Raw genomic sequence first — 24845 nt, 5'->3', positions numbered from 1 at the left:
TTATGTTGCCCTATCTGACGCCGCTGGCATCGCTCGTCGATCGCCAGGACAATGCACGAACCCTCCATCTCGTACGCCCGAACATGTATGGGCAGTGGCTGACCGAAATCGGGGAGCGAGGGCGACGCTGGCTAGCCTCGACCGGCTTCGAGCCCCGACCAAACAATGTCGGCCTGTTTCCGGACACCGATGGAGAGCTTGAGGCCGCCGTCGTTGTCACCCATGAACCGGCCGAGCTTTGGGATGTCGCCGCGGCCATTCCCGCCCTTCCGTCCGGTCCCTGGCTGATCAAAGGCGATGACCTGGAAGCGGCTGAGGCGGCGCTGGCCTTTGCGATGCAGTCCTATCGCTTTACGCGGTACCGGAACGACAACACTCAACAGCCAATGCTCGTCATTGGTGACGCCGCCGCCCGCCAACGCGCCAGGATACTTGCCAAGTCCATCTACATGGCGCGCGACCTGGTCAATACGCCCACGAATGACCTTGGCCCCGAACAACTGCAGGCCGCCGTCGAATTTGTAGCCAAGGAGGGCGGGGCAAAAATCCGTGCGGTCGTCGGCGAGGAATTGATCGTCCAGAACTATCCAACGATTCATGCGGTAGGTCGGGCAAGCCCATCTCCGCCACGCTTGCTTGATCTCACATGGGGCGCCCCCGATGCGCCGAAGGTCACGCTGATCGGCAAGGGCGTTTGCTTCGATACTGGCGGTTTGGATATCAAGCCATCCAGCTCAATGCTCCTCATGCGCAAGGACATGGCGGGCGCTGCACTCATGCTGGCGCTCGCTAGATCGATCATGGCGTTGGCGCTCAAGGTCCGGCTACGTTTGCTGATTCCCGCCGTCGAGAACAGCATAGCAGGAAATGCCTTTCGGCCGGGCGACATCTTAACTACGCGCAAAGGGCTGAGCGTCGAGATTGGCAATACGGATGCTGAAGGGCGGCTGATCCTGGCGGACGCACTTGCCGACGCCGACGACGAGACTCCAGACATCATTCTAGATGCCGCCACCCTGACCGGGGCTGCCCGTGTGGCGATCGGACCGGACCTACCCGCATTGTTCAGCCCTAACGATGGCCTGGCATCGGACATCCTTCGCCATGGCAACCACGTTAACGAACCACTTTGGCGGCTACCGCTACACGCTCCGTATTCGCGTTACATCGAAAGCCCGGTCGCCGATCTCAACAATGCAGGGACAAAACCATTTGCGGGCTCGGTAACGGCGGCGCTTTTTCTTCAGCGATTTCTCACGAATACCCCAAACTGGGCTCATCTTGACATCTTCGGCTGGAACGACGAGAGCCGACCGGGTCGACCCAGAGGGGGAGAAGCGACAGCCTTCCGAGCGCTGCTGTCTTTTCTTGAAGAGCGCTACGGATGAGCAGAAACGATGCGCCTAAACGAGATTCGTTTAAATGGTTCGCAAATGTTAGTACGCGATTTTCCGACAACGACCTTTTTGGTCATGTAAATAATGCTATATATTATAGCTACATGGACACATCCATATCAAGATATTTATTTAATAAAATAAAATACGACCCAACGTCATCTGATTACCTTATTTTTGCGGCCGAGAACGGGTGCAAGTTCTATGACGGACTTAGTTTTCCCGACTCGGTAGATGTCGGATTATCGATTACGCAATTGGGGAATTCGAGCTTCCGATGGAGGCTCGGCATGTTTCGTGGGGCGGACGATCTGGCATCAGCAGTTGGACATTTCGTCCATGTCCTTGTTGAGCGGGCGACCCGCCGACCAATTCCCATGCCACCGGAATGGCGCTCAGCTCTCGAAGCGATTTTCGACGCTGGCGGGGTCAATCCATGACCAATCAACATGCGCGCATCAAGATCAATCTCGCACAGCGCGAGATTGAGATCGAGGGAGCCGAGAACTTCGTCTCCCACTGGGCAGACCGACTCGATGAACTTCTCGGCTACTTCGGCAACAGCGAGGAGTCGCGGCAGAAAGCCGAGGAAGACAAACCGGAGGGGCCTCGCCAGCTAACCGGTGACGATCTCGGCGCATTTGGGGAATTTATTCAGAGCCTGCCAAACGCCTCGACCGAAGTCGACAAGATGCTGGCTGCAGGTCTCTGGGTACAGCGTCGCAGCAACGATGATGCGTTTGGTACCGGGGATGCAAGTCGCCATCTCGCAGATCATGGCATGCGGATCGGCAATCCATCCCAATGTGTGCGCCAATCGCTAATGGCAAAAAGGCTCTTTATGGTTCAACGAGGGCGCTATCGCATTTCTCAGCAGGGCTACAATTATCTTCGCCAGCTGATTGGCCCATCGACGCGCATCTGAGCCGGCCCGGTCCGCCTCCGATATGCCCGCAGCGGACCGGCTACGATTTTCCCTCACCTACTCTACCGGATCTTCGTCCTCTTCGTCGCCCACAACGGGGACCGCATAGGTGCCATCGAGCCAATTTATCAGATCACGGTCCCGGCATTCGCGGGAACAGAAAGGCCGAAATTTCTCCAGTCGAGCTTGTCCGCAAAGAGGACAACGCGCCAGCGGTTGCCCGTCAGGTCCCGCCGAACGATGCTGCGGTTCATCTGTTCGCTTTTTCAATCGTCCACTCGCCATCCGGCAATGTTGCATCGATCGAGTAGGCATATGGGAAGCGCGTGCCCAACGAACCTATGTAGGAGCCCATATCCTCTGATACTTTGACGACGGCAGACGGCATTTCGATCATCTTACGGAAGAGCGTCTCGGCCCGAAGGCGTAACGAGGCGATCCGCCCGTTCCCCTCACAGGAAGGACATGTGCGGGTCAGCAGTGCATCCAGAGAGCGTCCGCGTCGTGCCCGGCTTATCTGAACTATTCCGAGCGGCGACATGGGATAGATGTCTACTGGCACAGAATCGTCCCGGAAAGCCGCCTTAAGCTGGGCTTCAAGTTGCAGCCGTTGTGGCTTCGTCGGCAAATCGACGAAGTCGATCACGATTGTTCCACCAAGATTTCGTAGCTTCACGAGTCTCGCGATCTCACTCGCAGCGGCAAGATTGACGTCCAGAGCCCCCCTGCCCCCGCCATCGACGTCGATCGCCACGAATGCCGCAGTCGGCTCAATGATCAGCCTTCCGCCGTTTTCTAGCGCAATCTCCCGATCCAACGCTCGCTCTACTTCGTCTTCAACACCGGCTTGTTCAAAAGCGGTCCGCCCGGCAGGCAATGATTCGAGTTCGAGCTCCAGATAACTCAATCGTTCAGAGAAGATCCGCCTCGCTCTCGACAACAAGCCCGGGTCGACCGATTCGATCAAATCCAGGGGACCACTCTCGAGTGCGGCCTGCAGAATATGCTCCAGAGGATCGATCATCTGCAGAGGTCCGACTTTACCCTTCGACGCGGCATTCTCCACAGCTGCGAATTTTCGCTCAAGCCAGCGCAATTCTTCCTGAAGAAGATCATCAGGCGCCGCGGACGCCATCTTTCGCAATATCACCGAACGCTGTGGAAAAAGCTCATTCGCGCGATCCTGCAACTGCTGACGATGAGCCCCTCGTACGGAGCGCAATCGATCTGCGGGATCGCCTCGAGGCCGGTAGATGAGATGAAAGCTCATCAGCTTAAGATCGGTTGTTACCCTGGGGCCCTTGTCGCCTTCAGCCTCTCTGACGCCTTGAACGATAAGACGTTGCCCATTTGACAATAGCCGTCCGAGGGGCACTTTATCATCGGCCGCGAGCCCTCGCCGGGCATCCTTGGCATTGAGGAAGGCCAGGCGGCCCGCTCCGACATCAAGAAATGCCGCACCCAGCCGATGATCGACGGAGGACACCTGGCCCAGGAAAAAAGCGTCGGTCGCTCTCTGTTCACCAATCTCGTCGAAATCCCAGAATGCGACCAACCGATCGTCGAGTAACAGCGCCGCTGCGATTCCGGGAAGAGTTTTCTCAAGGACTAGACGCTTCATAGATTTACCTGGCTGCGTGCCCACCCGAGACCGCCGAGAAGCTGCAGGGTTTCCACAAGCGGGAGGCCAACGACGTTGGTGTATGAGCCGGCAATCATCGCGACGAAGGCGGCGGCCAAGCCTTGAATGGCATATCCGCCGGCTTTGCCCCGCCACTCGCCGGAGTCGATATAAAAATCGATGTCCGCGTCAGAAAGGCGCCGTATGCCAACCTGCGTGATCACCACACGCGACACGCTACGCTCGCCGCTAGCTACGGCAACGCCCCCATAGACGCGATGTCGGCGGCCGGAGAGAAGCTGCAGGCTAGCACGAGCTTCTAGCTCGGTTTCGGCCTTGCCAAGGATGCGGCGACCGCAAGCAACTACCGTGTCAGCGGCCAGGATATAGTCGGCTGAAGGGCATCTTTGCTGTATGGCTGACAATTTCGCGCGCGCCATGCGTTCCGCATACCTGCGCGGCTGCTCATTCCGCCACACGGACTCGTCAACGTCCGGCACTTCGATTGACGACGGCTCAATCAAAACTTGTCTGAGCAGCTGCAGCCGACGGGGTGACGACGATCCAAGAACGATGGAGGATGCATTGGCCCCCGTCATATTATTTGAAACGGTACGTAATGCGTCCCTTGGTCAGGTCATAGGGGGTCATCTCGACGGTGACCTTGTCTCCCGTCAACACGCGGATTCGGTTTTTACGCATTCTGCCCGACGTATGCGCCAGCACCTCGTGCTCATTCTCGAGCTTGACGCGGAACATCGCATTGGGCAGGACTTCCGTGACAGTACCGCTAAATTCGATAAGATCCTCTTTCGCCATTGGCGCTCCACAAAAAGGGGTATCGCACCGGCCGACATCCGCGACCGATGTTCATTGGCCCCTTCATGGTGACCACCGCGCTCCAGGTCAAGAGAGCCATCCACATTCAGCCTTCCCGCCCGAGGCATTCTCGTCGTTGCCGGGTGATGGATGCTAAGGCGACGGCAGCCAGCCCTGCAGTTCCTGCACGGCCATCTGCTCGAGCAGATCAATGTGGGCTTCGCTGTCGTTGAGGCATCGAATATAGGCGAAATCTGCGCCACCATGCGCCAGAAACGTCTCCCGCCCGCTCACCGCGATCTCCTCAAGCGTCTCGAGACAATCGGTAGCGAAGGCGGGCGATATGACGGCAATTCTCTTGACGCCTTTGCTCGGCAGATTTTCCAAGGTGCGATCGAAATAGGGCTGAAGCCATTCTTCCGGTCCGAACCGAGACTGGAAGCAGGTCATGGCCTTCGCCTCGCTCCATCCCAATGCCTCGCGAACCAACCGAGTGGTGTGCATGCACATACAATAATAGGGGTCGCCGGCCAGTAGAAATCGCTTGGGCATCCCGTGATAAGAAAAGAGCAATAACTCCGGTTCGAATCCAGCCTCAGCAATTCCGTCTTGTACGCTACGGGCGAGAGCCTGAATATAAAGGGGATTATCGTAGTAGGGGGGTGCCGTACGAATAGACGGCTGCCACATCATCTTCTTGAGAACTGCGAAGACTGCATCGTAGGCGGTGGCTGTCGTAGGAGACGCGTATTGCGGGTAAAGTGCGATCAAGACGATGCGCCGACACCCTTGGTCCACGAGGCGCTTGAACGCGCTCTCGGTAGAAGGGTTTCCATAACGCATGGCCCAGTCGACGATGATGTTGGTATCGCGCGCGGCAAGCCGATCGGCCAGCTTTTGTGCTTGCGATCGCGATACCGTTCGCAACGGACTCTCATTGAGCTCCTTGTTCCAAATGGACCGATAAAGCGCCCCAGATTTGGATGGCCGCCTCGTGAGAATCATCGTTTGCAGGATTGGCTGCCATATCCACGGCGAGTAATCGATAACTCGTCGATCGGAAAGGAATTCGCGCAGGTAGCGGCGCATCGACCAATAATCCGTCGCATCCGGCGTGCCTAAATTCATTAGCAGGACGCCTAATCGGCCAGTTGCCACCGGCGGATGCTCGTCTGGCCTACAAGACTCACTCAAATGAGATAGGCTCTGGCCCGTTTGTTCCCCTGCCGACATCGTGATCGAATCGCCCATTGCATACCTCTGGAAGGACAGTTGTCATATGGGCAAAGGCCTGTCGTTGACCAGCACCCGGGTCGCTGACGAATTCGCTCGACCGATGTTGTCGCATAACCTCCGCTCTACTAGCTTGAGGGTGTCACAAACGACTGCCTTTCAGTCGCCGTCCCACGACGGAATCCGGAGTTTCTCTACAATGCCGCAGACGCCCAACTCGCTCCATGCCCGAGACATCGAGTATACGATCCATCCCTATACCAATCTGCGCGCGCATGAGGAGCAGGGCCCGCTCGTCATAACGCGGGGAGATGGCGTCTATGTCTTCGACGACGAAGGCAAGAGCTATATCGAGGGCATGGCCGGCCTCTGGTGCACGTCGCTGGGATTTAGTGAAAAACGCTTGGCGGAAGCCGCCCGCAAGCAAATGGAAGTGCTTCCCTATTCGCAGATTTTCAGCCATCGCAGTCACGAACCGGTCATCGAGCTTGCAGAGCGTGTCGTATCGATGGCCCCCGCATCGATTGCCAAGGCCTTTTTTGTCAATAGCGGATCGGAAGCGATCGACACGGCAATCAAGCTCATCTGGTATTATCAAAATGGGCGCGGCAAGCCGAACAAGAAGCGTATCATCGGAAGAAGGCGCGCGTATCATGGCATCACGATTGCCGCGGGGCATCTGACAGGCCTGCCTTACGCGCGAACCGGTTTCGATCTGCCCATGTCGGATCGATTCTTCCACGTTACGCCGCCTAGCCTCTACAGCGAGGGCAACCCGGGAGAGACGGAGGAGCAGTTCACCGACAGGCTTGCAACCGAGCTTGACACGCTTATCATAACGTTAGGCCCCGATACGGTCGCCGCGTTTTTCGCCGAGCCCGTGATGGGTGCTGGTGGCGTCATCGTTCCACCGCTCAGCTACTTCCCCAAAATCCAGGCCGTCTTACGCAAGCACGACGTTTTGATGGTGTCGGACGAGGTAATCTGCGGTTTCGGCCGAACCGGCAACTGGTGGGGGGCGGAGACGATGGGTATCGAGCCCGATCTCATGACGATCGCCAAGCAGCTATCGTCGGCCTACCTGCCGATCGCAGGCGTCCTCATGAGCCAGTCATTTTACGAAGGTCTGGCCGACCAGTCGGCGGCAATCGGCAATCTTGGGACGGGCTACACCTATTCCGGCCATCCTGTAGCTGCCGCTGTTGCCTTGGAAACCCTGCGTATTTACGACGAGGACGAGATCCTCAATCACGTTCGCGAAGTTTCTCCACACTTCAAACGCCGTTTGGACGCTCTGGGTGGCCATCCTCTTGTTGGCGAAGCCCGTGGCGTCGGCCTCATCGGTGCCGTGGAGATCGTGAAGGACAAGGCATCGAAGACGCATTTCGACCCAGCGATCAAGATCAATGCCCAGGTTGCCGCACAGGCCCAGGCCCATGGGGTCATTTTGAGGCCAGTCCCCATCGACTCGGTCGGCATCTGCCCCCCGCTGATCATCACGCGCAGCGAAATCGACATGATGTTCGATGGCCTCGAGAAGGCGCTTGACGGCGTCGCGACTTCGACTCTTATCGCCGCCTGATCCCAACCGTGCCCTCTGCACTCCAATGAATACACGTCTCGAGGACGAACGCATCTAGGGAAGGTTCTGTTACCCCTTCCCTAGGATAGGAAGGCAGCTTCCATGAGCGCCCTCGTATAAGGCGTCTGAGGTTGGGAAAGGATCGTGGAGGCTGGGCCCTGCTCCACGATCCTGCCACTTCTCATGACCACGATCCGATGGCTCATCGCCCGAACCACACGCAGGTCATGGCTTATGAATATGTAGGCCATGCCATGTTGCTCCTGCAGCGCGCGCAGCAGTTCGATGATCTGTGCCTGAACGGAAATATCGAGCGCGGAAGTCGGCTCGTCCAGCACGAGCAATTGGGGTCGCACCGCCAATGCGCGAGCAATAGCAATGCGCTGACGCTGACCGCCAGAGAATTCATGTGGATACCGGTCGAGCGAACTCGGATCCAATCTTACCTCACGGAGGATCTCCGCTGCCATTTCCCTTCGTTCGCGAACTTCGCCGATATTGTGAAGATCCATCCCCTCGCGGACGATCTGTTCAATCGATAAACGCGGGCTGAGGCTGCCATAGGGATCCTGAAACACGACCTGCATCCGTCGCCTATAGGCACGGAGGCAACGAGCAGATCTATCTTTAAGCGGCTCGAGTTCGCCGAAGCGGATGGTACCTGTGGCGGGAATGAGGCGTAACACAGAGAGGGCGAGCGTTGACTTGCCGGACCCGCTTTCCCCGACGATTCCGATCGTCTCTCTCGTACCGACACGCAGGCTGACCTCGTCGACAGCCGAGACCCAGTCGACCGTTCGCTGCAAAAGCCCCCGCTTGACGGGATACTTGACGCTTAGATTGTACACCTCAAGGAGCGGCTTCGGGCACGCCTCGGGCGCCGGCGAGACGCCTGGCTCCGATGACAGCAATCTTATCGTGTAGGGGTGCTCTGGCTGTTGGAGGACACGCTCTGACTCACCTTGCTCGACCGCGACCCCTTCTGTCATGACCACAACACGCCGAGCGAACCGTCGGACAAGCGTCAAGTCATGCGTGATCAGCAAAATGGCCATCTTTGAGTGCTGCTGCAGATCCTTGAGAAGGCGAAGGATCTGAGACTGCACCGTGACATCCAAGGCCGTCGTCGGCTCATCGGCAATCAACAAATCGGGTTCGTTCGCAATAGCCATCGCGATCATGACTCGTTGACGTTGGCCGCCCGAAAGCTGATGTGGAAAACTGCTGGCAATACGGGCTATATCTTCAAGCCCGACCGACTGGAGGAGTTCGAGTGCTCGCTCGCGCGCCGCCTGCCCGGAGAGGCGTCCATGCAAACGAACGACCTCCTCCACCTGACGAGCGACACGGTGGAGCGGATTGAGCGACGTCATTGGCTCCTGAAAGATCATGCTTATCCGATCGCCGCGGATACGCCGCATGCTTTTCTCGCCACTGCGCAGCAACTCCTTGCCGCGCAGTCGAATCGAGCCGCATGTCACGTTCGCACCCGTCCGGTGAAAGAGTTGCATGATCGACAAAGCCGTCACCGACTTCCCCGATCCACTTTCGCCCACCAGAGCGACTGTTTCTCCGATGTCGATGTGAAAACTTAGACCACGAACGGCGGCGACAGCCGTAGCACCTTGGCCGAACCCTACGCAGAGATTGTCTATCTCGAGGAGAGGAGCGCAACTCAAGGAGGCGTCCGCCGCGGATCGAACGCGTCCCGCACCGCTTCGCCCATAAAGATCAGTAGCGACAAGGCCGCTGCGAGAACGAGGAACGCCGTCAATCCAAGCCATGGCGCCTGCGGGTTATTCTTGCCCTGCAAAGCGAGTTCACCAAGAGATGGGGAGCCCGGTGGCAAGCCAAATCCGAGAAAATCCAAAGCTGTCAACGTCGTGATGGACCCGTTGATGATGAATGGCAGGAACGTAGTCGTGGCCACGAGCGCATTGGGAAGAATGTGCCGCAGCATGATGCGAGGATGCGACGCGCCAAGGGCGCGAGCAGCTCTGACGTAATCGAGAGACCGCGCACGCAAGAACTCAGCCCGAACAAGATCAACCAGGGTCATCCAGGAAAATAGCAGCATCAAAATCAGCAGCGTCCAGAATCCGGGAATGAATATCGAGCCCATGATGATCAGCAGATAGAGTACCGGCAATCCGCTCCATACCTCGATGAAACGCTGCATTCCAAGATCAACCCAGCCACCGAAATAGCCTTGAACCGCTCCAGCCAAGATCCCGACGGCCGAGCTGGATATCGCCAGAAGCAGGCCAAACAGGACGGAGATTCGGAAGCCATAAATGACTCGCGCCAAAACATCCCGGGATTGATCATCGGTGCCCAACCAATTGCGCTTCGAGGGAGGCGACGGCGCAGGAACACCCAAATCTGTAATGACCGTCGTCGCATTGTAAGGAATTGGCGGCCATATGACGAAGCCCTTGCCCTCAATTAAGCTGATAACATAGGGGTCACGATAGTCGGCATATGTTGGGAAATCTCCGCCGAACGCAGTTTCAGGATAATCCCGAAATACCGGAAAGTATGGATGTCCGCTATACCAGACGAATATCGGACGATCGTTAGCTATCAACTCCGCAAATAGGGAAATGACGAAAGCCACGACAAAGACCGAGGTCGCCACCAGCCCGCGCTTATTTTTACAAAAGACGCGCACTCGGCGATATGTAAGCGGAGAAAGCCAAGATCGCGCTACTACCGCGCGAGCCGCGCCGTTCCGCCCGGACGAGCCCCTCAAATACGCCTCGCCTCAAAATCGATGCGCGGATCGACGACCAAATACGTCAGATCGGAGACGAGTTTCAGAATAAGTCCTATCAGGGTAAAAATAAAAAGTGTGCCGAACATGACGGGATAATCGCGCCGAATGGCCGCTTCGAAGCCAAGCAAGCCCAGTCCATCGAGCGAAAACATTGTTTCGATCAAAAGCGAGCCTGTGAAGAGAATGCTAACGAACGCCGCTGGAAAACCGGCAACGACAATCAGCATGGCATTTCGAAACACATGACGATAAAGGACTTGGTTCTCACTCAACCCCTTGGCTCTCGCCGTCATTACATATTGCTGGCCGAGCTGGTCCAGAAATGAATTCCTCGTCAACATGGTCAAGCTGGCAAACCCGCCGATTACCATGGCGAGAACCGGTAGCGTAATATGCCAGAAATAATCTAGTACAATAGATGGCCAGGACATTTGCTGCCAATTATCGGAGACCAAGCCGCGAAGAGGAAACCATTCGAGATAGCTTCCCCCGGCAAAAATGACGATCAACAGCAATGCAAAGAGGAAGCTCGGCACGGCATTGCCAACGACGACAAGCACACTGGTCCAAAGATCGAACGGCTCGCCGTCCCTGACAGCCTTGCGTATCCCAAGGGGTATCGAAACCAGGTAGACTAAAAGCGTCGTCCATAGCCCAAGACTGATCGAAACCGGAAGCTTCTCAACTATCAAGGATTGCACTGACCGGTTCGAATAGAAGCTTTGGCCCAAATCGAAAATCAAATAGCCACGCATCATCTGCCAAAATCGCTCGATGAGCGGTTTGTCAAAGCCGAATTGTCGCTTGAGTTTATCAATAAACTGGGGATCCAGCCCTTGAGCGCCTCGATAGCTGGACTGCACGCTCGGCGCCCCGGCCATCAGATCACCACTTCCGCCGGAGAACCTATCGCCAGCCGAAGCCTGATGTGACAAGTCGGCGATGATCTGCTCGATCGGGCCTCCCGGCGCCGCCTGGACGATCAGAAAGTTAAGGATCATTATTCCGAGAAGCGTTGGAATCATAAGAACGAGCCGACGGGCTATATACCAGGCCATCGGGGATTACTCAGGGCGTCGCTTCGGGAAGAACCTGGTCACCGCCCTCGCCTGCCGTGCTATCCCACCAACTGAACACGTCGGGAGATTGGGTAGGTAACGTTGCTGGGAAAGCGATCTTCTTCCAACGCGCGAGCCAATAATGTCCGAGTGTGTAATGTGGAACGACGTAGAATCCCCAAAGAAGGACGCGATCCAGTGCTCGAACGGCAATCTCCAACTCGTCCCGCCTTGTTGCTTGCACGATCCTTTCACATATCGCATCGATTGCCCGGTTCTTGATCCCTACGAAATTCTTACTGCCTTCTACGTCGGCGGCTTTTGAGCTCCAAAATTGCGCCTGCTCGTTGCCCGGCGAACTGCTCTGCGGCCACAACGCAACCGTCATATCGAAGTCAAATTGATTCATCCGATTTTGATACTGCGAAGGATCGACGGTCCGGATATTCGCCTTAATTCCAAGGCGAGATAGATTTTGCACGAAGGGCAATGCTACTCTTTCCAGGTCCGACTGGCTGAGAAGAATCTCAAACGCCATCGACTGTCCTGTTTGAATATGCTTCAAAGAGCCATTCTCGACTGACCAGCCCGCATCCTTGAGCAAGCCGAATGCGTGCCGAAGATTGTCGCGAACATTGCCCGTCCCGTCTGTATGCGGCAGCTCGAATTCTTCGGAAAAAAGTCTGGGGTCGAGCACGTCTTTAAACGGCGTCAACATTTCTCTTTCCGCCTCTCCCGGTAGCCCAGTGGCCATGAACTCGAGGTGACCGTGGAAATAACTTCGGATACGCTCATACTGACCAAAAAATAACGTTTTATTCGACCACTCAAAGTCAAAGCAGTAACCGATTGCCTCGCGCACTCGCGGATCCGCGAAAAAAGCGCGGCGAATATTCATAGCAAAACCCTGCATGCGTGCAGATGAGGGAATCATCAAGTCTAGCTTCGCGATTTTGCCTTCTTCAACCGCCGGACCATTGTAGCCAGTCACCCAGCGCTTGGCCGAATTTTCAAATCGAAAATCATACTGGCCAGCCTTGAACGCCTCTAGTGAAACGTCAAGATCTCGAAAATATTCGCTGCGGATCTCCGCAAAATTATAACGACCTCGATTTATGGGGAGATCGGCGCCCCAATAGTCATCGATCCGCTCATAGGTAACCGATCGCCCAGGATCGACGTCCCTGATGCGATAGGGGCCGGAACCCAACGGTTTATCGAGAGAGTTGGCTTCAAAGTCGCGTGTGGACCAATACGCGGCCGAAAGAACGGGCAATTGCCCAACAACCAGGGGGAGTTCACGATTGGACCCATCGGGTACGAAGTTGAACCGGACCCGTCGCTCACCCAGAATATCCACCCCCGCCACTTGGCGATAATAAAACTGGTAGGCTGGGGAGCCTTTCGTTTTGAGAATTTCGAACGTAAAGGCAATGTCACTGGCCAGAATGGGCGTGCCATCGTGCCAACGGGCAGCAGCATTGACCTCGAAGGCTACCCAGCTTCGATCGGGCGGCATGAAGATGTATTGAGCGACGGAGCCATATCTCGAGAACGGTTCGTCTTGCGACTGGACGGTCAGGGTATCAAAAATCAAATCCACATTGTCGGCGGCGCGACCACGCAAGATATAAGGATTGAAACTATCAAAACTGCCAAGCGCCGAGTCGATGAGCCGGCCGCCTTTTGGAGCCTTCAGATTGACGTAGCCAAACCCGCTGAAATCGGGGCCGTATTTTAAATCGTCATAAAGCGCATAACCATGGACGCCAACAACACCGTCGAGAACGGGCCTCTCCGCGACTTGCGTCTCTGCTTCCGCCTGACGGGCATGAATCAGCCCTCCTGTTACTGCCACAGAGCGCGCTGCCCGAACGATGAACTGCCTTCTTCCAAATTGCCTCACGCTTCACGACCCCCAAAGTGGTTGACGTGAAAACGACCTTACAAAATCCCGTCTTGCCATCATACCGCGGAACGCATGTCCAACAGAGCGAGGATCTCATCATGGAGACGTCGATCGCCCGATGCTATCACGCGTCCGTCGGACGCTAGGTCGAGATCTCTCCCTGCCCAATCCGACATATGTCCTCCGGCTCCCTCGATAACCGGTATAAGCGCCATATAGTCGTAGGGCTGAAGACCAGCCTCGACGACGACATCGACAAATCCCATCGCTACTAAGCCATAGGCATAGCAATCACCGCCGAACAAGGGATAGCGCGCTCGCTTGGCCACGCGATCAAAACCCTGGCGATCGATCGGGCTGGTAAACATCAAGGGGCTCGTCGCGTATAGCGACGCTTGGCTCAAAACGGGGCATTCGCGCGTCTGGAGAACACTTCCGTTATGGAGGGTTGGCCGGCCCTTGATACCGACCCAGCGCTCTTTCAGGATGGATTGGTCGATTACCCCAAGGACGGGGCGGCCCTCTCTCAAAAGGGCGATCAATGTGCCGAACAGCGGCCTGCCGGTGATGAACGATTTCGTGCCATCGATTGGGTCTAAAACCCATACGAATTCGGCCGACTCGCGATCGCGCCCAAATTCTTCACCGAATATGCCATGCGAGGGAAATCGACGACCGATGAGATCCCGCATTACCGCTTCGGCCTCACGATCGGCCACGGTCACCGGACTATCGTCCACCTTGCTGTCGACAGCCACGGGGCGACGAAAATATCGCCGCTGTACGGCACCCGCCGCCTCTGCCAATTCATGGGCCAGAGCGGAGAACTCTCTAAGGTCCGAAGAATTTGGCATTGTGCCTCGTTAGGGTGCGGGGGCGGAGATCGTAGTTCCGCTCTTCTCGCTACCGCTTGCGGATGTATTATCCGGTGCGTCCTTAGTGGGAAGAGGAACTGGATCGGCGGACAGCGACCGCAAGAACGCAATGACATTAGCTCGCTGGTCCGGTTTGCTGAGCCCAGCAAAACTCATTTTCGTGCCCGGGGCAAACTCCTTCGGACTCGTCAGGAATCGATCGAGATTTTCATAGTCCCACTTGCCGCCATGGCCCGAAAGGGCTGGCGAAAATGGATAAGAAGCTTTGCCCTTGCCAATCTCCTCACCCACGGTGTCGTACAGATTCGGTCCGATTTTATTAGGCGCTCCTTCGTCAAAGGTATGGCAGGAGAGGCAGACCTTGGCAGTAGCCGCGCCTTTGCCGGCGTCCGCCGCCGCCAATCGCTGGGCGATCGGCACTAAAGACTGAGCCGCTGATTCGCCGCCTCCGGCCGCAAGCACCGAGACATCAACCTGATAGGCATTATGCTCCGGTTTGTGAGGACTATAAATGATGCCTGCCAAGACGCCCGAGCCAATTGCCAGGATCGCGCCGGTGAGGATGGCGCCTATGAATTTTTGGCCCTCGAGAGAAGCTTCCATCCGGACCCTCGCCTTGATCTGATTGTTTTTATACCTATTCGATGCACTTCCGCTCGATCGAGCGGCCTTTAGATTGGTCGGTAAACGCCGAAGTGTATAGCGTCAAGAAGACGGCCTTGCCCGGCACACTTCGATGGGCCCAAGGAGCACGCAGGCTCGCTCGCCAACCAATAGCGGCGTGGCTGGCCTTTATGAGCAGCGCGGCATAAGAGGGTGCAGTCACTCACGACCGACGACTGTAACGGATTTCGTCCCTTCCTCATGTCGACCATTGCAAGACCCATCGCATTTCAAGGCCAACTCGGCGCATATTCTCACATGGCATGCCAGCACATGTTTCCGAACATGCCGGTGCTGCCCTGTCGCTCGTTTGATGACGCATTCGCGGCTGTTCGAGACGGCCGGGCCGCGCTCGCCATGATTCCGGTCGACAACACGCTGGCCGGTCGAGTGGCGGACGTCCACCATCTACTGCCACAAGGGGGACTGTACATTGTAGGCGAGTGTTTCGAGCGCGTTCGGCACAACCTCATGGCTCTTCCCGGCGTGACCATCGCTCAAATAAAGGTCGTCGAGACCCATATCCATGCGATCGGCCAATGCCGCCGCTTTTTGAAGGATCACAGGCTAGAGGCACGAGTGGCCGCCGATACGGCAGGAGCTGCGGCAGACCTGGTTAAAAGCGGCGCGCGCGATAAGGCGGCAATTGCTTCACGACTGGCTGCCGAAATCTACGGTCTTGATATTCTAGCCGCGGATATCGAGGACGAGGCGCATAACACCACCCGATTTCTTATTCTGGCAGCCGAACCGGACGCGCCCGAAGATGACGGTACCCCAGTCCTAACGACGTTCACCTTCACGGTTCGCAACGTCCCTGCCGCCCTTTACAAAGCGCTGGGCGGATTTGCGACTAACGGGGTCAACATGGTCAAGCTGGAAAGTTATATCGACGGAACGTTCACCCAGGCAAGCTTTTTGGCCGATATCATGGGGCACCCCGCCCAGACTTCGGTCCAGCGCGCCTTTGAGGAACTGAGCTTCTTCGCGCGCGATGTTACCGTCCTCGGCACATATCGCGCCTCGCCGTCTCGCGCGCGCATATCATAGAGCGTAAGCCTAGGGAATCGAGGTCGCCCTCTCGCGTCAATTGTGAAACATTCAAGAGACACAACCGAAAGTGTCGCTCCAATGTCGTCCGGAAATTCCACTCTATCGCAGGCACATGCCCGCACCGTTATTGATTACAGCCGACTAAGGAGTTTTACGGGCGACGATATCGGCGCGGAACGGGATATCATAGAACTCTACAAAACAACCGCCGAGCAGGTGCTTGCCCGCTTGGCGACCGCCTTGAACGATCCTCATGCTTGGTCGCGAGAGTGTCATTCCCTCAAAGGAGCCAGCATTAATCTTGGCGTGCTGGAACTCGGGCGACTGGCCGCAGAAGCGGAAATGACCCCTCCGTCGCTCAAGACACTCAATATACTCCGTTCAGCCTATGCAGACCTCGCTAACGAAGTTGAAGCGCGCGATCACTAACCGCCGGTCATGCTCATATGCCGCGCCAGCGCCGGCGCGGCCTTCGGCCGGTTAATGATGAAGTCGTGTCCCTTGGGCTTACGGTCGATCCCACCGCGAATGGCCTCAATCAGCATATCGTCCGAAGTGGAAGCCCTGAGCGGGGTTCTGAGGTCGACCTGATCTTCTTGTCCCAGGCACATATACATTATGCCGGTGCAGGTCACCCTGACCCGGTTGCACGCCTCGCAAAAATTATGAGTAAGCGGCGTGATGAACCCCAGCCGCCCACCGGTTTCCTTGACGCGGACATAGCGAGCGGGACCACCTGTGCTCAGCGGAATGTCGCTGATCGTCCATTTGCGTGCGAGACGCCGGCGAACGACGCTGAGGGGCAAATACTGGTCCGTTCGATCCTGCTCGATTTCTCCTAGAGGCATCGTCTCGATCAGGACGAGATCAAAGCCCTCCGCGCCGCACCAAGCCAACATCCTGTCAATTTCATCTTCGTTTACGCCTTTGAGCGCCACCATGTTTATCTTGATTTTCAATCCGGCTGATTTCGCAGCTTGAATTCCGTTCAACACCTGATCGAGGCGCCCCCAACGGGTGATCGAAGTGAATTTCGCGGAATCCAGCGTATCCAGCGAGACATTGACACGCCGAACGCCAGCCTGCTTCAAGCCGTCGGCAAAGCGCGCGAGTTGACTGCCGTTCGTCGTTATCGTCAGCTCTTCGAGCCCCTGATCGAGGTGCCTTCCCAGCCGCTCGACCAGCCACATAATGTTGCGCCGGACTAACGGCTCGCCCCCGGTCAGCCGCAGCTTCGTGACGCCCAGTTGGACAAATGCCGAGGCTAGCCGATCAACTTCGTTGAGCGTCAGCAACTCTGCCTTAGGCAGGAACGTCATGTTCTCCGACATGCAATAGACACAGCGAAAGTCGCAACGATCGGTCAGTGAGATCCGGACATACGACACATGTCGAGCGAAAGGGTCGATGAGCAAGGGGCTACCCATAATGAGTGGACGACGGCAATCGCCTCGACCTGTTATGTGGGGCGCGCTAAGGGTCTGTCCACAGCAGCCATATCGCTCAAAGGCTGCATCGACCGATTATCGACAGACGATACAGTGTGTGAGATCCGGCAACGATGAACATCGCCTTCAAAGCGGCCGAAACCGAGGAGGCGCAACGAGCGCTGGACGTACTTCTAAATCAGCACTCACAAAGCACGATCGAAGATGCAGACGTGATCGTCGCCCTTGGCGGCGATGGTTTCATGCTGGAAACTATGCACGCTACCTTGGAGCATGATCTTCCCATCTACGGGATGAATCTGGGAACGGTAGGTTTTTTGCTGAATGCCTTCGAGCCGAACCATCTCGAGGAACGAATTGAGACGGCCCAGCCAATCGATCTCTACCCGCTGCGGATGCGCGCGCGCCTCAGCGACGGCTCCATTCGCAATGGACTAGGAATAAATGACGTCTACATTTTCCGGGAAACCCGCCAGGCTGCGTCGCTCGCGATCGACATTGACGGTGTCTGTCGCTTGCCGCAGCTCACATGCGATGGCGTGCTGATCGCAACGCCAGCCGGAAGCACAGCCTACAATTCATCGGCTCACGGACCGATCCTGCCCGTGGGAGCCAATTTGCTCGCTCTCACCCCGATCAGCCCTTTTCGTCCTCGGCGCTGGCGCGGTGCTTTGCTGCCTGCTCGGTCGCGCTTTACCATTCGGGTCCTCGATCCGCACAAGCGACCAGTTAGCGCGGTGGCTGACTTCACCGAAGTGCGTGATGTGCTCGAAGTCGATGTTTGGGAAGATCGAAGCAAGGCAATTCGTCTTCTATTCGATCCCGAGCACAATCTCGAAGAGCGGATCCTTAAGGAACAGTTCATCCCGTAGACTTAAAACGCTCAACACCTGGTTATATTATACTCTCCAAAGCGCCCGAGACACACGCATAAGAAATAACATGTCCGTGCGTGATCCCGCCCTTCGACAGGCCTCGACAGTCAACGAGCAAAGCTTTCCTCAATCGGAGAGACGATCGCAAGCTTGGATTATCCGCGTACAGGCCTCTTGCAAGACCTCTTTCGAAGTCGCGTACGAGATCCGAAAAAACGGATCAAGGCCGAACGCTGACCCGTGCACGACTGCCACCCCTGCATCCTCGAGCAGATATCGGGCAAAATCCTCACTTGAACCGATAACACTACCATCCGGCATCCGCTTACCGATGGTGCCGGCACAGCTTGGATAGACGTAGAACGCGCCATCGGGTTTATGGCAACGTAGCCCCCTTGCCTCATTCAGACGTTCGACAACGAGATCCCGCCTCTCCTGAAAGGCTAGACGCCATGCACTTAGAAATTGCTGGGGGCCCTCCAACGCCGCGGCAGCAGCCGCTTGACTGATCGAAGAAGGATTTGACGTGCTCTGCGACTGGACCTTGGCCATGCCCTTGATTAACGCCTCGGGCCCACCGGCATAGCCGATTCGCCAGCCCGTCATGGCATAGGCCTTCGAGACGCCATTAATGGTCAAGGTACGATCGCGGAGCTCCGGGGCCACTTGGACGACCGTATTGAACTCGAACTCGCCGTATACGAGATGCTCGTATATATCGTCGGTCATCACCCACACATGGGGATGACGCCGTAGCACGTCACAGATGACCTTAAGCTCGTCCGCGCTATAGGCAGTTCCCGTCGGATTCGAGGGTGAGTTGAGGAGGACCCACTTTGTTCTCGGTGTGATCGCCTCATCAAGGTCCTCAGCTCGCAACTTGAATCCCGTCTGTTCCGGGCAGGTCACGAAGACGGGCTTACCGCCTGCAAGCAGGACCATGTCCGGATAGGAGACCCAATAGGGGGCGGGTATCACCACTTCATCGCCCGGATTGAGTGTGGCGACGAAGGCATTGTAGAGTACCTGCTTGCCGCCATTGGCGACAGAGATCTCGCTTGCCTTGTAGTCGAGCCCATTTTCACGAGCAAATTTGCGGACGATCGCATTCTTGAGGGCGGGTGTACCGTCCACGGCAGTGTATTTCGTATCACCACGGCGAATGGCCTCGATCGCCGCTTCCTTGACAAAGTCGGGCGTATCGAAGTCCGGCTCGCCAGCACCTAATCCGATGATGTCTCGTCCCTCGGCCTTCAGCTTTCGCGCGAGATCGGTCACCGCGATCGTCGGTGACGGCTTGATACGCGCAAGACTCTCGGCGAGCACACCCATTTCAGGTCCCCTGTTTGAAAAGCGCCGGGAGCATAGGCAGCCCTCAGGCCAATGACAATGGACGCATCTGCGGTCAAACGGTCGCTAGTCGGCAGCCAACATTATGGGCCGTGGGAGGTTGGCCAGCATCGGCGCATCTGCTTTTTCGCCAGATCTGGGCACGACCTGCAGCACGCGGTAAAGCTCGACCACCAGATCGCATAGGACCCGGCTAAGCATCCCTGCCTTGGTCGACAAGATCCGGGTATCGCGGTCATAGAATAGGTCGCGCCGGATCTCCAATTGCACTGTATGCATACCGCAATGAGGCCGACCATAGTGCTCCGTTATGAATCCGCCCGCGTAGGGTCGATTCTGCGAGACGCGAAGGCCGGCGTGTTCGAGAAGTTCGACGACACTTCGCACAAGTAAAGAATGCGCACTGGTGCCGAACCGATCGCCTACGGCGATATCGACCGGCCCGCGTTGTCCGGCCATGCAGGCCGCCTCGGAAGGCATCGAATGACAATCCACAAGGATTACACCACCGCCTGCCGATCGACGTTCCTGAACAAGCCGCCACAGACGATCATGATAGGGATAATAGCCCCGACGTAGTCGCGCATCGATATTCGAGAGGCTCAACGGCCGGCCGTAGATCAACCTGCCAGCGACCCTGCTCGGTATGACCCCTAACCCCACCTCAACTTTCGGCGTGACACTAGCGTCCTGTGGCAGAGCTTCCCGATCAAGATGAGCCGGATCGATCTCATAAGGGCTGCGATTGAGATCGACATAGGCTCGGGAATACCTCGCACAGAGTACGCTGGCGCCCAGCCCGCTCGCAGCTGCGACAAGGTCATCGGTTGGCCCGTCATCCAGCGCCTTCAGTTCATCGTCGGAGACAGCCAGCGCCACGCCGGCCTCCAACGGGAATTCAGTTCCACTATGAGGAGATGATAAAATAATCGGGAGCGCACCCGATTCCACCGAGAGTTCACGAAAGGGATGATCGTCATCGATGTTCATCGGTTAAGATTTCGCCCATATCGCTGGATCAACCCCATTCGCTTAGATGATAGCCATCCGGCAAGCGAATGCGAAGCCCTGCAGTTCGGTGGAAGCCGACGCCCTGTTTTTGCCCTGGGTGGACTTGCGGGCCTGTGCGAAGTGTCCTATTAGCGCCGCCACGACGTGATGGGCGGTTAGCTCAGCGGTAGAGCACTACGTTGACATCGTAGGGGTCACAAGTTCGATCCTTGTACCGCCCACCATTTCCCACGTCGGCCAGCCGGTTCTCGGATGGGCAATTCCGGCAAGATCCCCCCGGATCGACTACTCGCGGCGAACATCAGACAATCTCGCCGGACATACTTTTTGACCTTGCGCTGAACCTCGACTTCCCTCGCGGGCCTGCCAACGTTCAGCGCCCCAGTTCCTACTGGCTTACCCAGACGATACGCGCGACCCAATATAGCTCCTCGTTCGGAATCGCGTTTTCGTGTTGGTCGACAAACGGCTGAACCACCAGGCGCTGCGAGTTCCTGCGGATCATTGTGCCGGCGACCAGGGATCCATCCTTGAGGCGACCTATAATACGGTCACCCTTTCTGACGCCTCCAGACGGTGCAATTATCAGATGGTCGCCCGCCCGATAGAAAGGTGGCTGCAGATCCTCTTCGAGCTCGACCGCATAGGCGTTTTCGTCATCGACTCCGGGAAACTCGATATCCTCGCTCGTAGACGCTTTGAGAAAACCGCTAACGTCGACATCCTCGCCGTTTCTAAGACGCGCGAGGTTGATGCATCTTAGGCGTTGACCCGATCTCGCCACTTGGCCCTCTTCGGCCATCAAGCCAACGAACTCGGCCATGGGCGTCGAGGTGGCCTCCAAAATCTTGGATACGCTCTCGGTGCTCGGCCATCGCGCCTTTCCCTGTTTCGTTGTTCGCTTGCTCTTGTTGAAGGTTGTTGGATCAAGACCGGCTCGTTTCGCCAGCGCGGACGCCGATAATCGGTTTTTGGCCGCCAGTTTATCGATGGCGTCCCATACCTGCTTATGGCTCAGCATATCGTTTCCCCTTTTTCTGCCGGCCGTTCGTCGAGGTGCATCATCTTGACATTTAATGCAGATGACATTAGGTATTTGTTCCTCGAACGAACGTGATGGCTATGCGACCCATCCCCTATTCGGATCCGAGATACCTACACAGCGCGAGGATTCTTATCGTCTTCGAAGATCGGTCTGCCAAGGGCTTGATGCGGCTTTTGCGCCCCGGTTTCCGCCATTGCTTCTGCCTCATCGAAAACGAAGATGACTGGATCTTGATCGATCCCTTAAAAAGTTCGGTGCGGCTAGAGATACTGAGGCATATCCAACTACAATCGCTGATTGATCATTATCGCGCCACAGGACGAACGTTGCTTTTAGGCGCGCGCGCGCCGACGGCAACGACAGCCGAGAGTTCTATCCGGCCCATGAGTTGCGTCGAGCTGGTAAAAAGACTGCTTGCGGTTCGCGCTCCGGCTGTATGGACCCCCTATCAGCTTTACGCCTGCCTGCTTGACGGGCGGGAATTTAACGAGCCCGGCTGAACCTGACCAAAAGAGGAATTGACTACATCTGATAATAGGAATATATTCGTAGACAACAGCAAATGGAAAGCCCTTTGATGCTCGACCAGCTGAACGCTACGCTTCGGAGGGCGCGAAACCAGCGCTCTTCTTTCGAAAGCAACTGGCGCGACTGCTATGCCTACACTCTCCCGCAGCGTGGCGCCGGATTCGGTACGGCAGGTCGTGAACAGGAGACAAACGAGCGGCTGTTCGACGGAACGGCTGCGGACGCCGTCGAGCAGCTGGCAGCAAGCTTGCTGGCGGAACTCACGCCGCCCTGGTCGCAATGGTTCGGCCTCCGGCCGGGTCAGGAAATTGCGCCCGCGGATCGCGGCATCTTCGGCGAAAGCCTCGACGGTGTAGCCGATCGCATAAAGGGTCACTTCGATCGGTCGAACTTTGCCGTCGAAATGCATCAAGCACTTTTGGACCTTGCCACGATCGGCACCGCCACCTTGATGTTCACGGAGGCAGCACCCGGGAGCCTCTCGGCCTTTCAATTTCACGCCGTGCCCGCAGCTGAGATGTTTTTCTCCGGCGACCACAACGGTCAAGTTCGTCATCAGTTCAGAGCAACCAAGCTGACGATAGGCGGCCTGCAGCGGGTGTTTCCGGAAGCAGCACTGCCAGAAAGCGTTCTCGATGCCGCCCGCAGCCAAGCCGACGCTACGTTTGCCGTGGTCGAGGCTGTCATCAATGAACCTGACGGCTGCCTCTATGTGGCCTATCTCCCCGGAATTGGTGAGGCAGAGCGCAGCTCGGCGCTCCTGCGCAAAGGCCGCTTTGATCGTTCGCCGTTCATTACCTTTCGCTGGATGAAGATGGCAGGCGAAGTCTATGGCCGATCGCCCGTGATGACCGCTCTTCCTGACATTAAAACGGCAAACAAGGTCGTCGAACTCGTTCTCAAGAACGCATCGATTGCCGCGTCCGGGATATGGCTTTGCGATGATGACGGGGTGATCAACCCTGCGAACATCAAGCTCGCCCCGGGCACGATCATTCCGAAAGCTGTAGGTTCGTCCGGCCTCACCCCATTGCAAGCACCCGGGCGCTTCGACGTATCGGATCTGATCCTCGATGACCTGCGGAGTCGCATTCGCCATACGCTTTTGGTCGATCGCCTGGGCCCGGTAGCCGACAGCCGAATGACTGCCACAGAAGTCACCGAACGAAGTGCCGAAACGTCCCGGCTGCTTGGTGCTGTGTTTGGCCGGCTCCAAGCCGAGCTTGTGACGCCGCTTGTCGATCGGGCACTCCTGATTCTTCGGCGCCGCGCCGAGATCCCCGATATCGCGATCGATGGTCGCCATGTCGAACTCGACTATCGCTTGCCGCTGGCGCGCGCGCAGGCCCGACAGGATGTGACCAATGTGCTCCTTTGGCTCGAGACGCTGAAACAAATGGGTTCCGAGGCCCTGGCAGTGACCGATCCAGCAGCGGCAGCCGGTTGGCTCGCAAGAAGCCTGGGCGTACCGGGCGAACTGGTCCGCCAGGACCGAATAATGGCCTCGGATATCATCCACAATGTCGTCGACGGTCTTCTAAAATGAGGAACGCGATGCATCCCCAAGCGCAGGATCGCCGAAGCATGGACGATCTTCCGGTCGCCTTCGCGCGCTGCTTCAGCGGCACCGAAGGCCATCAGGTCCTGACGGCACTTCGTCGCCTTTACCTCGAGCGGCGCCTGGTACCGAGCGCACGCGACGCCGAGCTTTGGCATCTCGAAGGGCAGCGCAGCGTGGTGGCGCACATCATAGCCATGATCGAGCGCGGCCGCGCGGGTCTAGGACCAGCAAAAATGTCGATACACGGTTGATGGCATCGAACGATGGAACATCGCATGAACGAGCTTGTATCGAACAACGCGGTTGAGCCGTCGGAAGCATCGGCTGCGGCTTCAGATGAGGGAGTGACGGCAGAGCTGGGGGCAACGACAGCGCAGCCAATCCGGCCAGCTAACGTGCCCGAGATCTTCTGGGATGCCGAACGCGGCGCGGTCCTCACTGATAAGTTGCTGAGGGCGCATCTGGACCTTTTGGCGACCCTGCCAAGCGAGGAAGATCCCGTGCCTTTGATCTCCGACGAGGCCGCAACGTCCATCAACCCAAATGGGCCCAACGAACTTGCGGATTGCGGTCACCCTTACGAGATCGAGCCACCCCACCCACTCTTGGCCTCGAACGAAGACGTCAACCTTAAGTTGCGCCACGCGGGCTTGAGCCAGGAGCAGGCCCAGATCGTCTATAATCTAGCAGCCGAAGTCCTCGTACCTCTCATCGAAAATGTTGCCTGGGACAATCAAGCTGCGCAACATGTCGCTCGCCTGAGCCAGGATTTCGGCGGGGCGGAGGCTTGGGCACGCACCGCGCAGCAACTGCGAACTTGGGGCCGGGCCAACTTGGCACCGCAGGTCTATACCGCCCTCGCAAGCGATCCCGAGGGGATCCATGCGATGCACCAGATGATGCGGTCCTAGGAACCGCAGCTAGTCGGATCAACCGACGCGAGCTTAGCGGATCTCGACGAAACCGCCCTCAACGAGATGGTCAAGGATCCCCGCTACTGGCGCGATCGCGACCATGATTTTGTTGCGCAGGTCACCGCCGGCTTCAAAAGACTTTACCGGCGCTAGCCTTCGCCCAAACGGCAGCCTTGTTCTCACGCATCTCGTTGCAGCGCCG

The 24845-nt window shown here is 57.1% G+C and carries 27 protein-coding genes and 1 tRNA gene; 12 read left to right on the top strand and 16 right to left on the bottom strand.

Going from position 1 to position 24845, the window contains the following annotated elements:
- Positions 1-2 precede the first annotated feature (2 nt).
- The 3 genes from CFB17_RS09300 to CFB17_RS09290 are packed head-to-tail and all read left to right on the top strand — an operon-like array spanning position 3 to position 2322.
- Positions 3-1388, top strand: coding sequence for a leucyl aminopeptidase family protein (locus CFB17_RS09300; protein WP_088561253.1), 1386 nt, complete (start codon positions 3-5; stop codon positions 1386-1388).
- Positions 1385-1837 (top strand): acyl-CoA thioesterase, encoded by a 453-nt coding sequence (locus CFB17_RS09295; protein ID WP_088561252.1) that lies wholly within the window; start codon positions 1385-1387, stop codon positions 1835-1837. Before CFB17_RS09300 ends, CFB17_RS09295 begins: the two co-directional genes overlap by 4 nt.
- Positions 1834-2322, top strand: coding sequence for a hypothetical protein (locus tag CFB17_RS09290; RefSeq protein WP_088561251.1), 489 nt, complete (start codon positions 1834-1836; stop codon positions 2320-2322). The genes CFB17_RS09295 and CFB17_RS09290 overlap by 4 nt, the downstream gene beginning before the upstream one ends.
- A gap of 57 nt (positions 2323-2379) precedes the next feature.
- On the opposite strand, the gene CFB17_RS19630 is transcribed toward CFB17_RS09290, so the two are convergent.
- From CFB17_RS19630 to hemH, 6 genes are all read right to left on the bottom strand, one after another.
- Entirely contained in the window at positions 2380-2502 is a 123-nt protein-coding gene (locus tag CFB17_RS19630; RefSeq protein ID WP_243389836.1) for a DNA gyrase inhibitor YacG, read from the bottom strand.
- On the bottom strand, positions 2451-2576 hold the full coding sequence (locus tag CFB17_RS19795) for a hypothetical protein (RefSeq protein WP_279311738.1): 126 nt from the start codon (positions 2574-2576) through the stop codon (positions 2451-2453). Before CFB17_RS19795 ends, CFB17_RS19630 begins: the two co-directional genes overlap by 52 nt.
- A complete protein-coding gene (locus CFB17_RS09280; protein WP_088561249.1) occupies positions 2573-3943 on the bottom strand; it encodes a ribonuclease E/G in 1371 nt (456 codons plus the stop codon). Before CFB17_RS09280 ends, CFB17_RS19795 begins: the two co-directional genes overlap by 4 nt.
- Positions 3940-4542: a Maf family protein gene (locus tag CFB17_RS09275; protein WP_088561248.1), complete on the bottom strand. Its 603-nt coding sequence runs from the start codon at positions 4540-4542 to the stop codon at positions 3940-3942. The genes CFB17_RS09280 and CFB17_RS09275 overlap by 4 nt, the downstream gene beginning before the upstream one ends.
- 1 nt (position 4543) lies before the next feature.
- Complete coding sequence (gene infA / locus CFB17_RS09270; protein ID WP_088561247.1) at positions 4544-4762, bottom strand: translation initiation factor IF-1; 219 nt, start codon at positions 4760-4762, stop codon at positions 4544-4546.
- 153 nt (positions 4763-4915) lie between these two features.
- Positions 4916-6013: a ferrochelatase gene (gene hemH, locus CFB17_RS09265; RefSeq protein WP_243389826.1), complete on the bottom strand. Its 1098-nt coding sequence runs from the start codon at positions 6011-6013 to the stop codon at positions 4916-4918.
- Between the two features lie 181 nt (positions 6014-6194).
- Between hemH and CFB17_RS09260 the strand changes: the two genes are divergently transcribed.
- Positions 6195-7577: an aminotransferase gene (locus CFB17_RS09260; protein WP_088561246.1), complete on the top strand. Its 1383-nt coding sequence runs from the start codon at positions 6195-6197 to the stop codon at positions 7575-7577.
- Positions 7578-7657: 80 nt separating this feature from the next.
- On the opposite strand, the gene CFB17_RS09255 is transcribed toward CFB17_RS09260, so the two are convergent.
- From CFB17_RS09255 to CFB17_RS09230, 6 genes are all read right to left on the bottom strand, one after another.
- Positions 7658-9256, bottom strand: coding sequence for an ABC transporter ATP-binding protein (locus CFB17_RS09255; protein WP_243389825.1), 1599 nt, complete (start codon positions 9254-9256; stop codon positions 7658-7660).
- On the bottom strand, positions 9253-10215 hold the full coding sequence (locus tag CFB17_RS09250) for an ABC transporter permease (protein ID WP_243389824.1): 963 nt from the start codon (positions 10213-10215) through the stop codon (positions 9253-9255). Before CFB17_RS09250 ends, CFB17_RS09255 begins: the two co-directional genes overlap by 4 nt.
- A 110-nt stretch (positions 10216-10325) precedes the next feature.
- On the bottom strand, positions 10326-11411 hold the full coding sequence (locus CFB17_RS09245; RefSeq protein WP_088561244.1) for a microcin C ABC transporter permease YejB: 1086 nt from the start codon (positions 11409-11411) through the stop codon (positions 10326-10328).
- 10 nt (positions 11412-11421) lie between these two features.
- A complete protein-coding gene (locus CFB17_RS09240; RefSeq protein ID WP_133063880.1) occupies positions 11422-13317 on the bottom strand; it encodes an extracellular solute-binding protein in 1896 nt (631 codons plus the stop codon).
- A gap of 59 nt (positions 13318-13376) precedes the next feature.
- Complete coding sequence (gene hisN, locus CFB17_RS09235) at positions 13377-14174, bottom strand: histidinol-phosphatase (RefSeq protein WP_088561242.1); 798 nt, start codon at positions 14172-14174, stop codon at positions 13377-13379.
- Between the two features lie 9 nt (positions 14175-14183).
- Positions 14184-14798, bottom strand: coding sequence for a c-type cytochrome (locus tag CFB17_RS09230; protein WP_088561241.1), 615 nt, complete (start codon positions 14796-14798; stop codon positions 14184-14186).
- A 261-nt stretch (positions 14799-15059) separates the two neighbouring features.
- On the opposite strand from CFB17_RS09230, the gene CFB17_RS09225 reads away from it, so the two are divergent.
- Together CFB17_RS09225 and CFB17_RS09220 are read left to right on the top strand one after the other, a co-directional pair.
- Positions 15060-15908 carry a prephenate dehydratase gene (locus CFB17_RS09225; protein WP_088561240.1) on the top strand — a complete coding sequence of 283 codons (849 nt, stop codon included), beginning with the start codon at positions 15060-15062 and terminating at the stop codon, positions 15906-15908.
- 81 nt (positions 15909-15989) lie between these two features.
- Positions 15990-16340: an Hpt domain-containing protein gene (locus tag CFB17_RS09220; RefSeq protein ID WP_088561239.1), complete on the top strand. Its 351-nt coding sequence runs from the start codon at positions 15990-15992 to the stop codon at positions 16338-16340.
- On the opposite strand, the gene moaA is transcribed toward CFB17_RS09220, so the two are convergent.
- A complete protein-coding gene (gene moaA, locus CFB17_RS09215; protein ID WP_088561238.1) occupies positions 16337-17338 on the bottom strand; it encodes a GTP 3',8-cyclase MoaA in 1002 nt (333 codons plus the stop codon). The genes CFB17_RS09220 and moaA overlap by 4 nt on opposite strands.
- Before the next feature lie 134 nt (positions 17339-17472).
- On the opposite strand from moaA, the gene CFB17_RS09210 reads away from it, so the two are divergent.
- A complete protein-coding gene (locus CFB17_RS09210) occupies positions 17473-18231 on the top strand; it encodes an NAD kinase (RefSeq protein ID WP_088561237.1) in 759 nt (252 codons plus the stop codon).
- Positions 18232-18360: 129 nt separating this feature from the next.
- Here CFB17_RS09210 and CFB17_RS09205 read toward each other — a convergent pair whose 3' ends face one another.
- Together CFB17_RS09205 and CFB17_RS09200 are read right to left on the bottom strand one after the other, a co-directional pair.
- Positions 18361-19566, bottom strand: coding sequence for a pyridoxal phosphate-dependent aminotransferase (locus tag CFB17_RS09205; RefSeq protein WP_088561236.1), 1206 nt, complete (start codon positions 19564-19566; stop codon positions 18361-18363).
- 84 nt (positions 19567-19650) lie between these two features.
- On the bottom strand, positions 19651-20574 hold the full coding sequence (locus CFB17_RS09200) for an N-formylglutamate amidohydrolase (protein ID WP_088561235.1): 924 nt from the start codon (positions 20572-20574) through the stop codon (positions 19651-19653).
- Between the two features lie 170 nt (positions 20575-20744).
- Between CFB17_RS09200 and CFB17_RS09195 the strand changes: the two genes are divergently transcribed.
- Positions 20745-20819: transfer RNA gene (locus tag CFB17_RS09195), tRNA-Val, on the top strand.
- Between the two features lie 164 nt (positions 20820-20983).
- On the opposite strand, the gene CFB17_RS09190 is transcribed toward CFB17_RS09195, so the two are convergent.
- Positions 20984-21418, bottom strand: coding sequence for a hypothetical protein (locus CFB17_RS09190; protein ID WP_133063879.1), 435 nt, complete (start codon positions 21416-21418; stop codon positions 20984-20986).
- A gap of 293 nt (positions 21419-21711) precedes the next feature.
- On the opposite strand from CFB17_RS09190, the gene CFB17_RS09185 reads away from it, so the two are divergent.
- The 4 genes from CFB17_RS09185 (at position 21712) to CFB17_RS09170 (ending at position 24640) form a co-directional block, all read left to right on the top strand.
- Entirely contained in the window at positions 21712-22140 is a 429-nt protein-coding gene (locus tag CFB17_RS09185; RefSeq protein ID WP_088561233.1) for a hypothetical protein, read from the top strand.
- 77 nt (positions 22141-22217) lie between these two features.
- A complete protein-coding gene (locus CFB17_RS09180) occupies positions 22218-23714 on the top strand; it encodes a portal protein (protein ID WP_165769512.1) in 1497 nt (498 codons plus the stop codon).
- Between the two features lie 38 nt (positions 23715-23752).
- Positions 23753-23980 carry a Bbp19 family protein gene (locus CFB17_RS09175; protein ID WP_133063878.1) on the top strand — a complete coding sequence of 76 codons (228 nt, stop codon included), beginning with the start codon at positions 23753-23755 and terminating at the stop codon, positions 23978-23980.
- Positions 23981-24004: 24 nt separating this feature from the next.
- Positions 24005-24640: a hypothetical protein gene (locus tag CFB17_RS09170; RefSeq protein WP_088561230.1), complete on the top strand. Its 636-nt coding sequence runs from the start codon at positions 24005-24007 to the stop codon at positions 24638-24640.
- Positions 24641-24845: the final 205 nt, after the last annotated feature.

It is taken from the genome of Arboricoccus pini (assembly GCF_900187945.1).
GTDB lineage: Bacteria > Pseudomonadota > Alphaproteobacteria > Geminicoccales > Geminicoccaceae > Arboricoccus > Arboricoccus pini.
The sequence above is the reverse complement of the archived record's forward strand: the minus strand, read 5'-3'. Positions and strand labels throughout refer to the sequence as shown.

Bases quoted from the DNA above. Each gene is read 5' to 3' on its own strand.
- CFB17_RS09225 (WP_088561240.1), top strand. From the start codon at position 15,060: ATGTCGACCATTGCAAGACCCATCGCATTTCAAGGCCAACTCGGCGCA.
- CFB17_RS09180 (WP_165769512.1), top strand. From the start codon at position 22,218: ATGCTCGACCAGCTGAACGCTACGCTTCGGAGGGCGCGAAACCAGCGC.
- CFB17_RS09185 (WP_088561233.1), top strand. From the start codon at position 21,712: ATGGCTATGCGACCCATCCCCTATTCGGATCCGAGATACCTACACAGC.
- CFB17_RS09260 (WP_088561246.1), top strand. From the start codon at position 6,195: ATGCCGCAGACGCCCAACTCGCTCCATGCCCGAGACATCGAGTATACG.
- CFB17_RS09200 (WP_088561235.1), bottom strand. From the start codon at position 20,574: ATGAACATCGATGACGATCATCCCTTTCGTGAACTCTCGGTGGAATCG.
- hisN (WP_088561242.1), bottom strand. From the start codon at position 14,174: ATGCCAAATTCTTCGGACCTTAGAGAGTTCTCCGCTCTGGCCCATGAA.
- CFB17_RS09290 (WP_088561251.1), top strand. From the start codon at position 1,834: ATGACCAATCAACATGCGCGCATCAAGATCAATCTCGCACAGCGCGAG.
- CFB17_RS09210 (WP_088561237.1), top strand. From the start codon at position 17,473: ATGAACATCGCCTTCAAAGCGGCCGAAACCGAGGAGGCGCAACGAGCG.
- hemH (WP_243389826.1), bottom strand. From the start codon at position 6,013: ATGGGCGATTCGATCACGATGTCGGCAGGGGAACAAACGGGCCAGAGC.
- infA (WP_088561247.1), bottom strand. From the start codon at position 4,762: ATGGCGAAAGAGGATCTTATCGAATTTAGCGGTACTGTCACGGAAGTC.
- CFB17_RS09205 (WP_088561236.1), bottom strand. From the start codon at position 19,566: ATGGGTGTGCTCGCCGAGAGTCTTGCGCGTATCAAGCCGTCACCGACG.
- CFB17_RS09230 (WP_088561241.1), bottom strand. From the start codon at position 14,798: ATGGAAGCTTCTCTCGAGGGCCAAAAATTCATAGGCGCCATCCTCACC.
- CFB17_RS09275 (WP_088561248.1), bottom strand. From the start codon at position 4,542: ATGACGGGGGCCAATGCATCCTCCATCGTTCTTGGATCGTCGTCACCC.
- CFB17_RS09175 (WP_133063878.1), top strand. From the start codon at position 23,753: ATGGACGATCTTCCGGTCGCCTTCGCGCGCTGCTTCAGCGGCACCGAA.
- CFB17_RS09220 (WP_088561239.1), top strand. From the start codon at position 15,990: ATGTCGTCCGGAAATTCCACTCTATCGCAGGCACATGCCCGCACCGTT.
- CFB17_RS09170 (WP_088561230.1), top strand. From the start codon at position 24,005: ATGAACGAGCTTGTATCGAACAACGCGGTTGAGCCGTCGGAAGCATCG.
- CFB17_RS09190 (WP_133063879.1), bottom strand. From the start codon at position 21,418: ATGGCCGAGTTCGTTGGCTTGATGGCCGAAGAGGGCCAAGTGGCGAGA.
- CFB17_RS19795 (WP_279311738.1), bottom strand. From the start codon at position 2,576: ATGAACCGCAGCATCGTTCGGCGGGACCTGACGGGCAACCGCTGGCGC.
- CFB17_RS09245 (WP_088561244.1), bottom strand. From the start codon at position 11,411: ATGGCCTGGTATATAGCCCGTCGGCTCGTTCTTATGATTCCAACGCTT.
- CFB17_RS09280 (WP_088561249.1), bottom strand. From the start codon at position 3,943: ATGAAGCGTCTAGTCCTTGAGAAAACTCTTCCCGGAATCGCAGCGGCG.
- CFB17_RS09300 (WP_088561253.1), top strand. From the start codon at position 3: ATGTTGCCCTATCTGACGCCGCTGGCATCGCTCGTCGATCGCCAGGAC.
- moaA (WP_088561238.1), bottom strand. From the start codon at position 17,338: ATGGGTAGCCCCTTGCTCATCGACCCTTTCGCTCGACATGTGTCGTAT.
- CFB17_RS09295 (WP_088561252.1), top strand. From the start codon at position 1,385: ATGAGCAGAAACGATGCGCCTAAACGAGATTCGTTTAAATGGTTCGCA.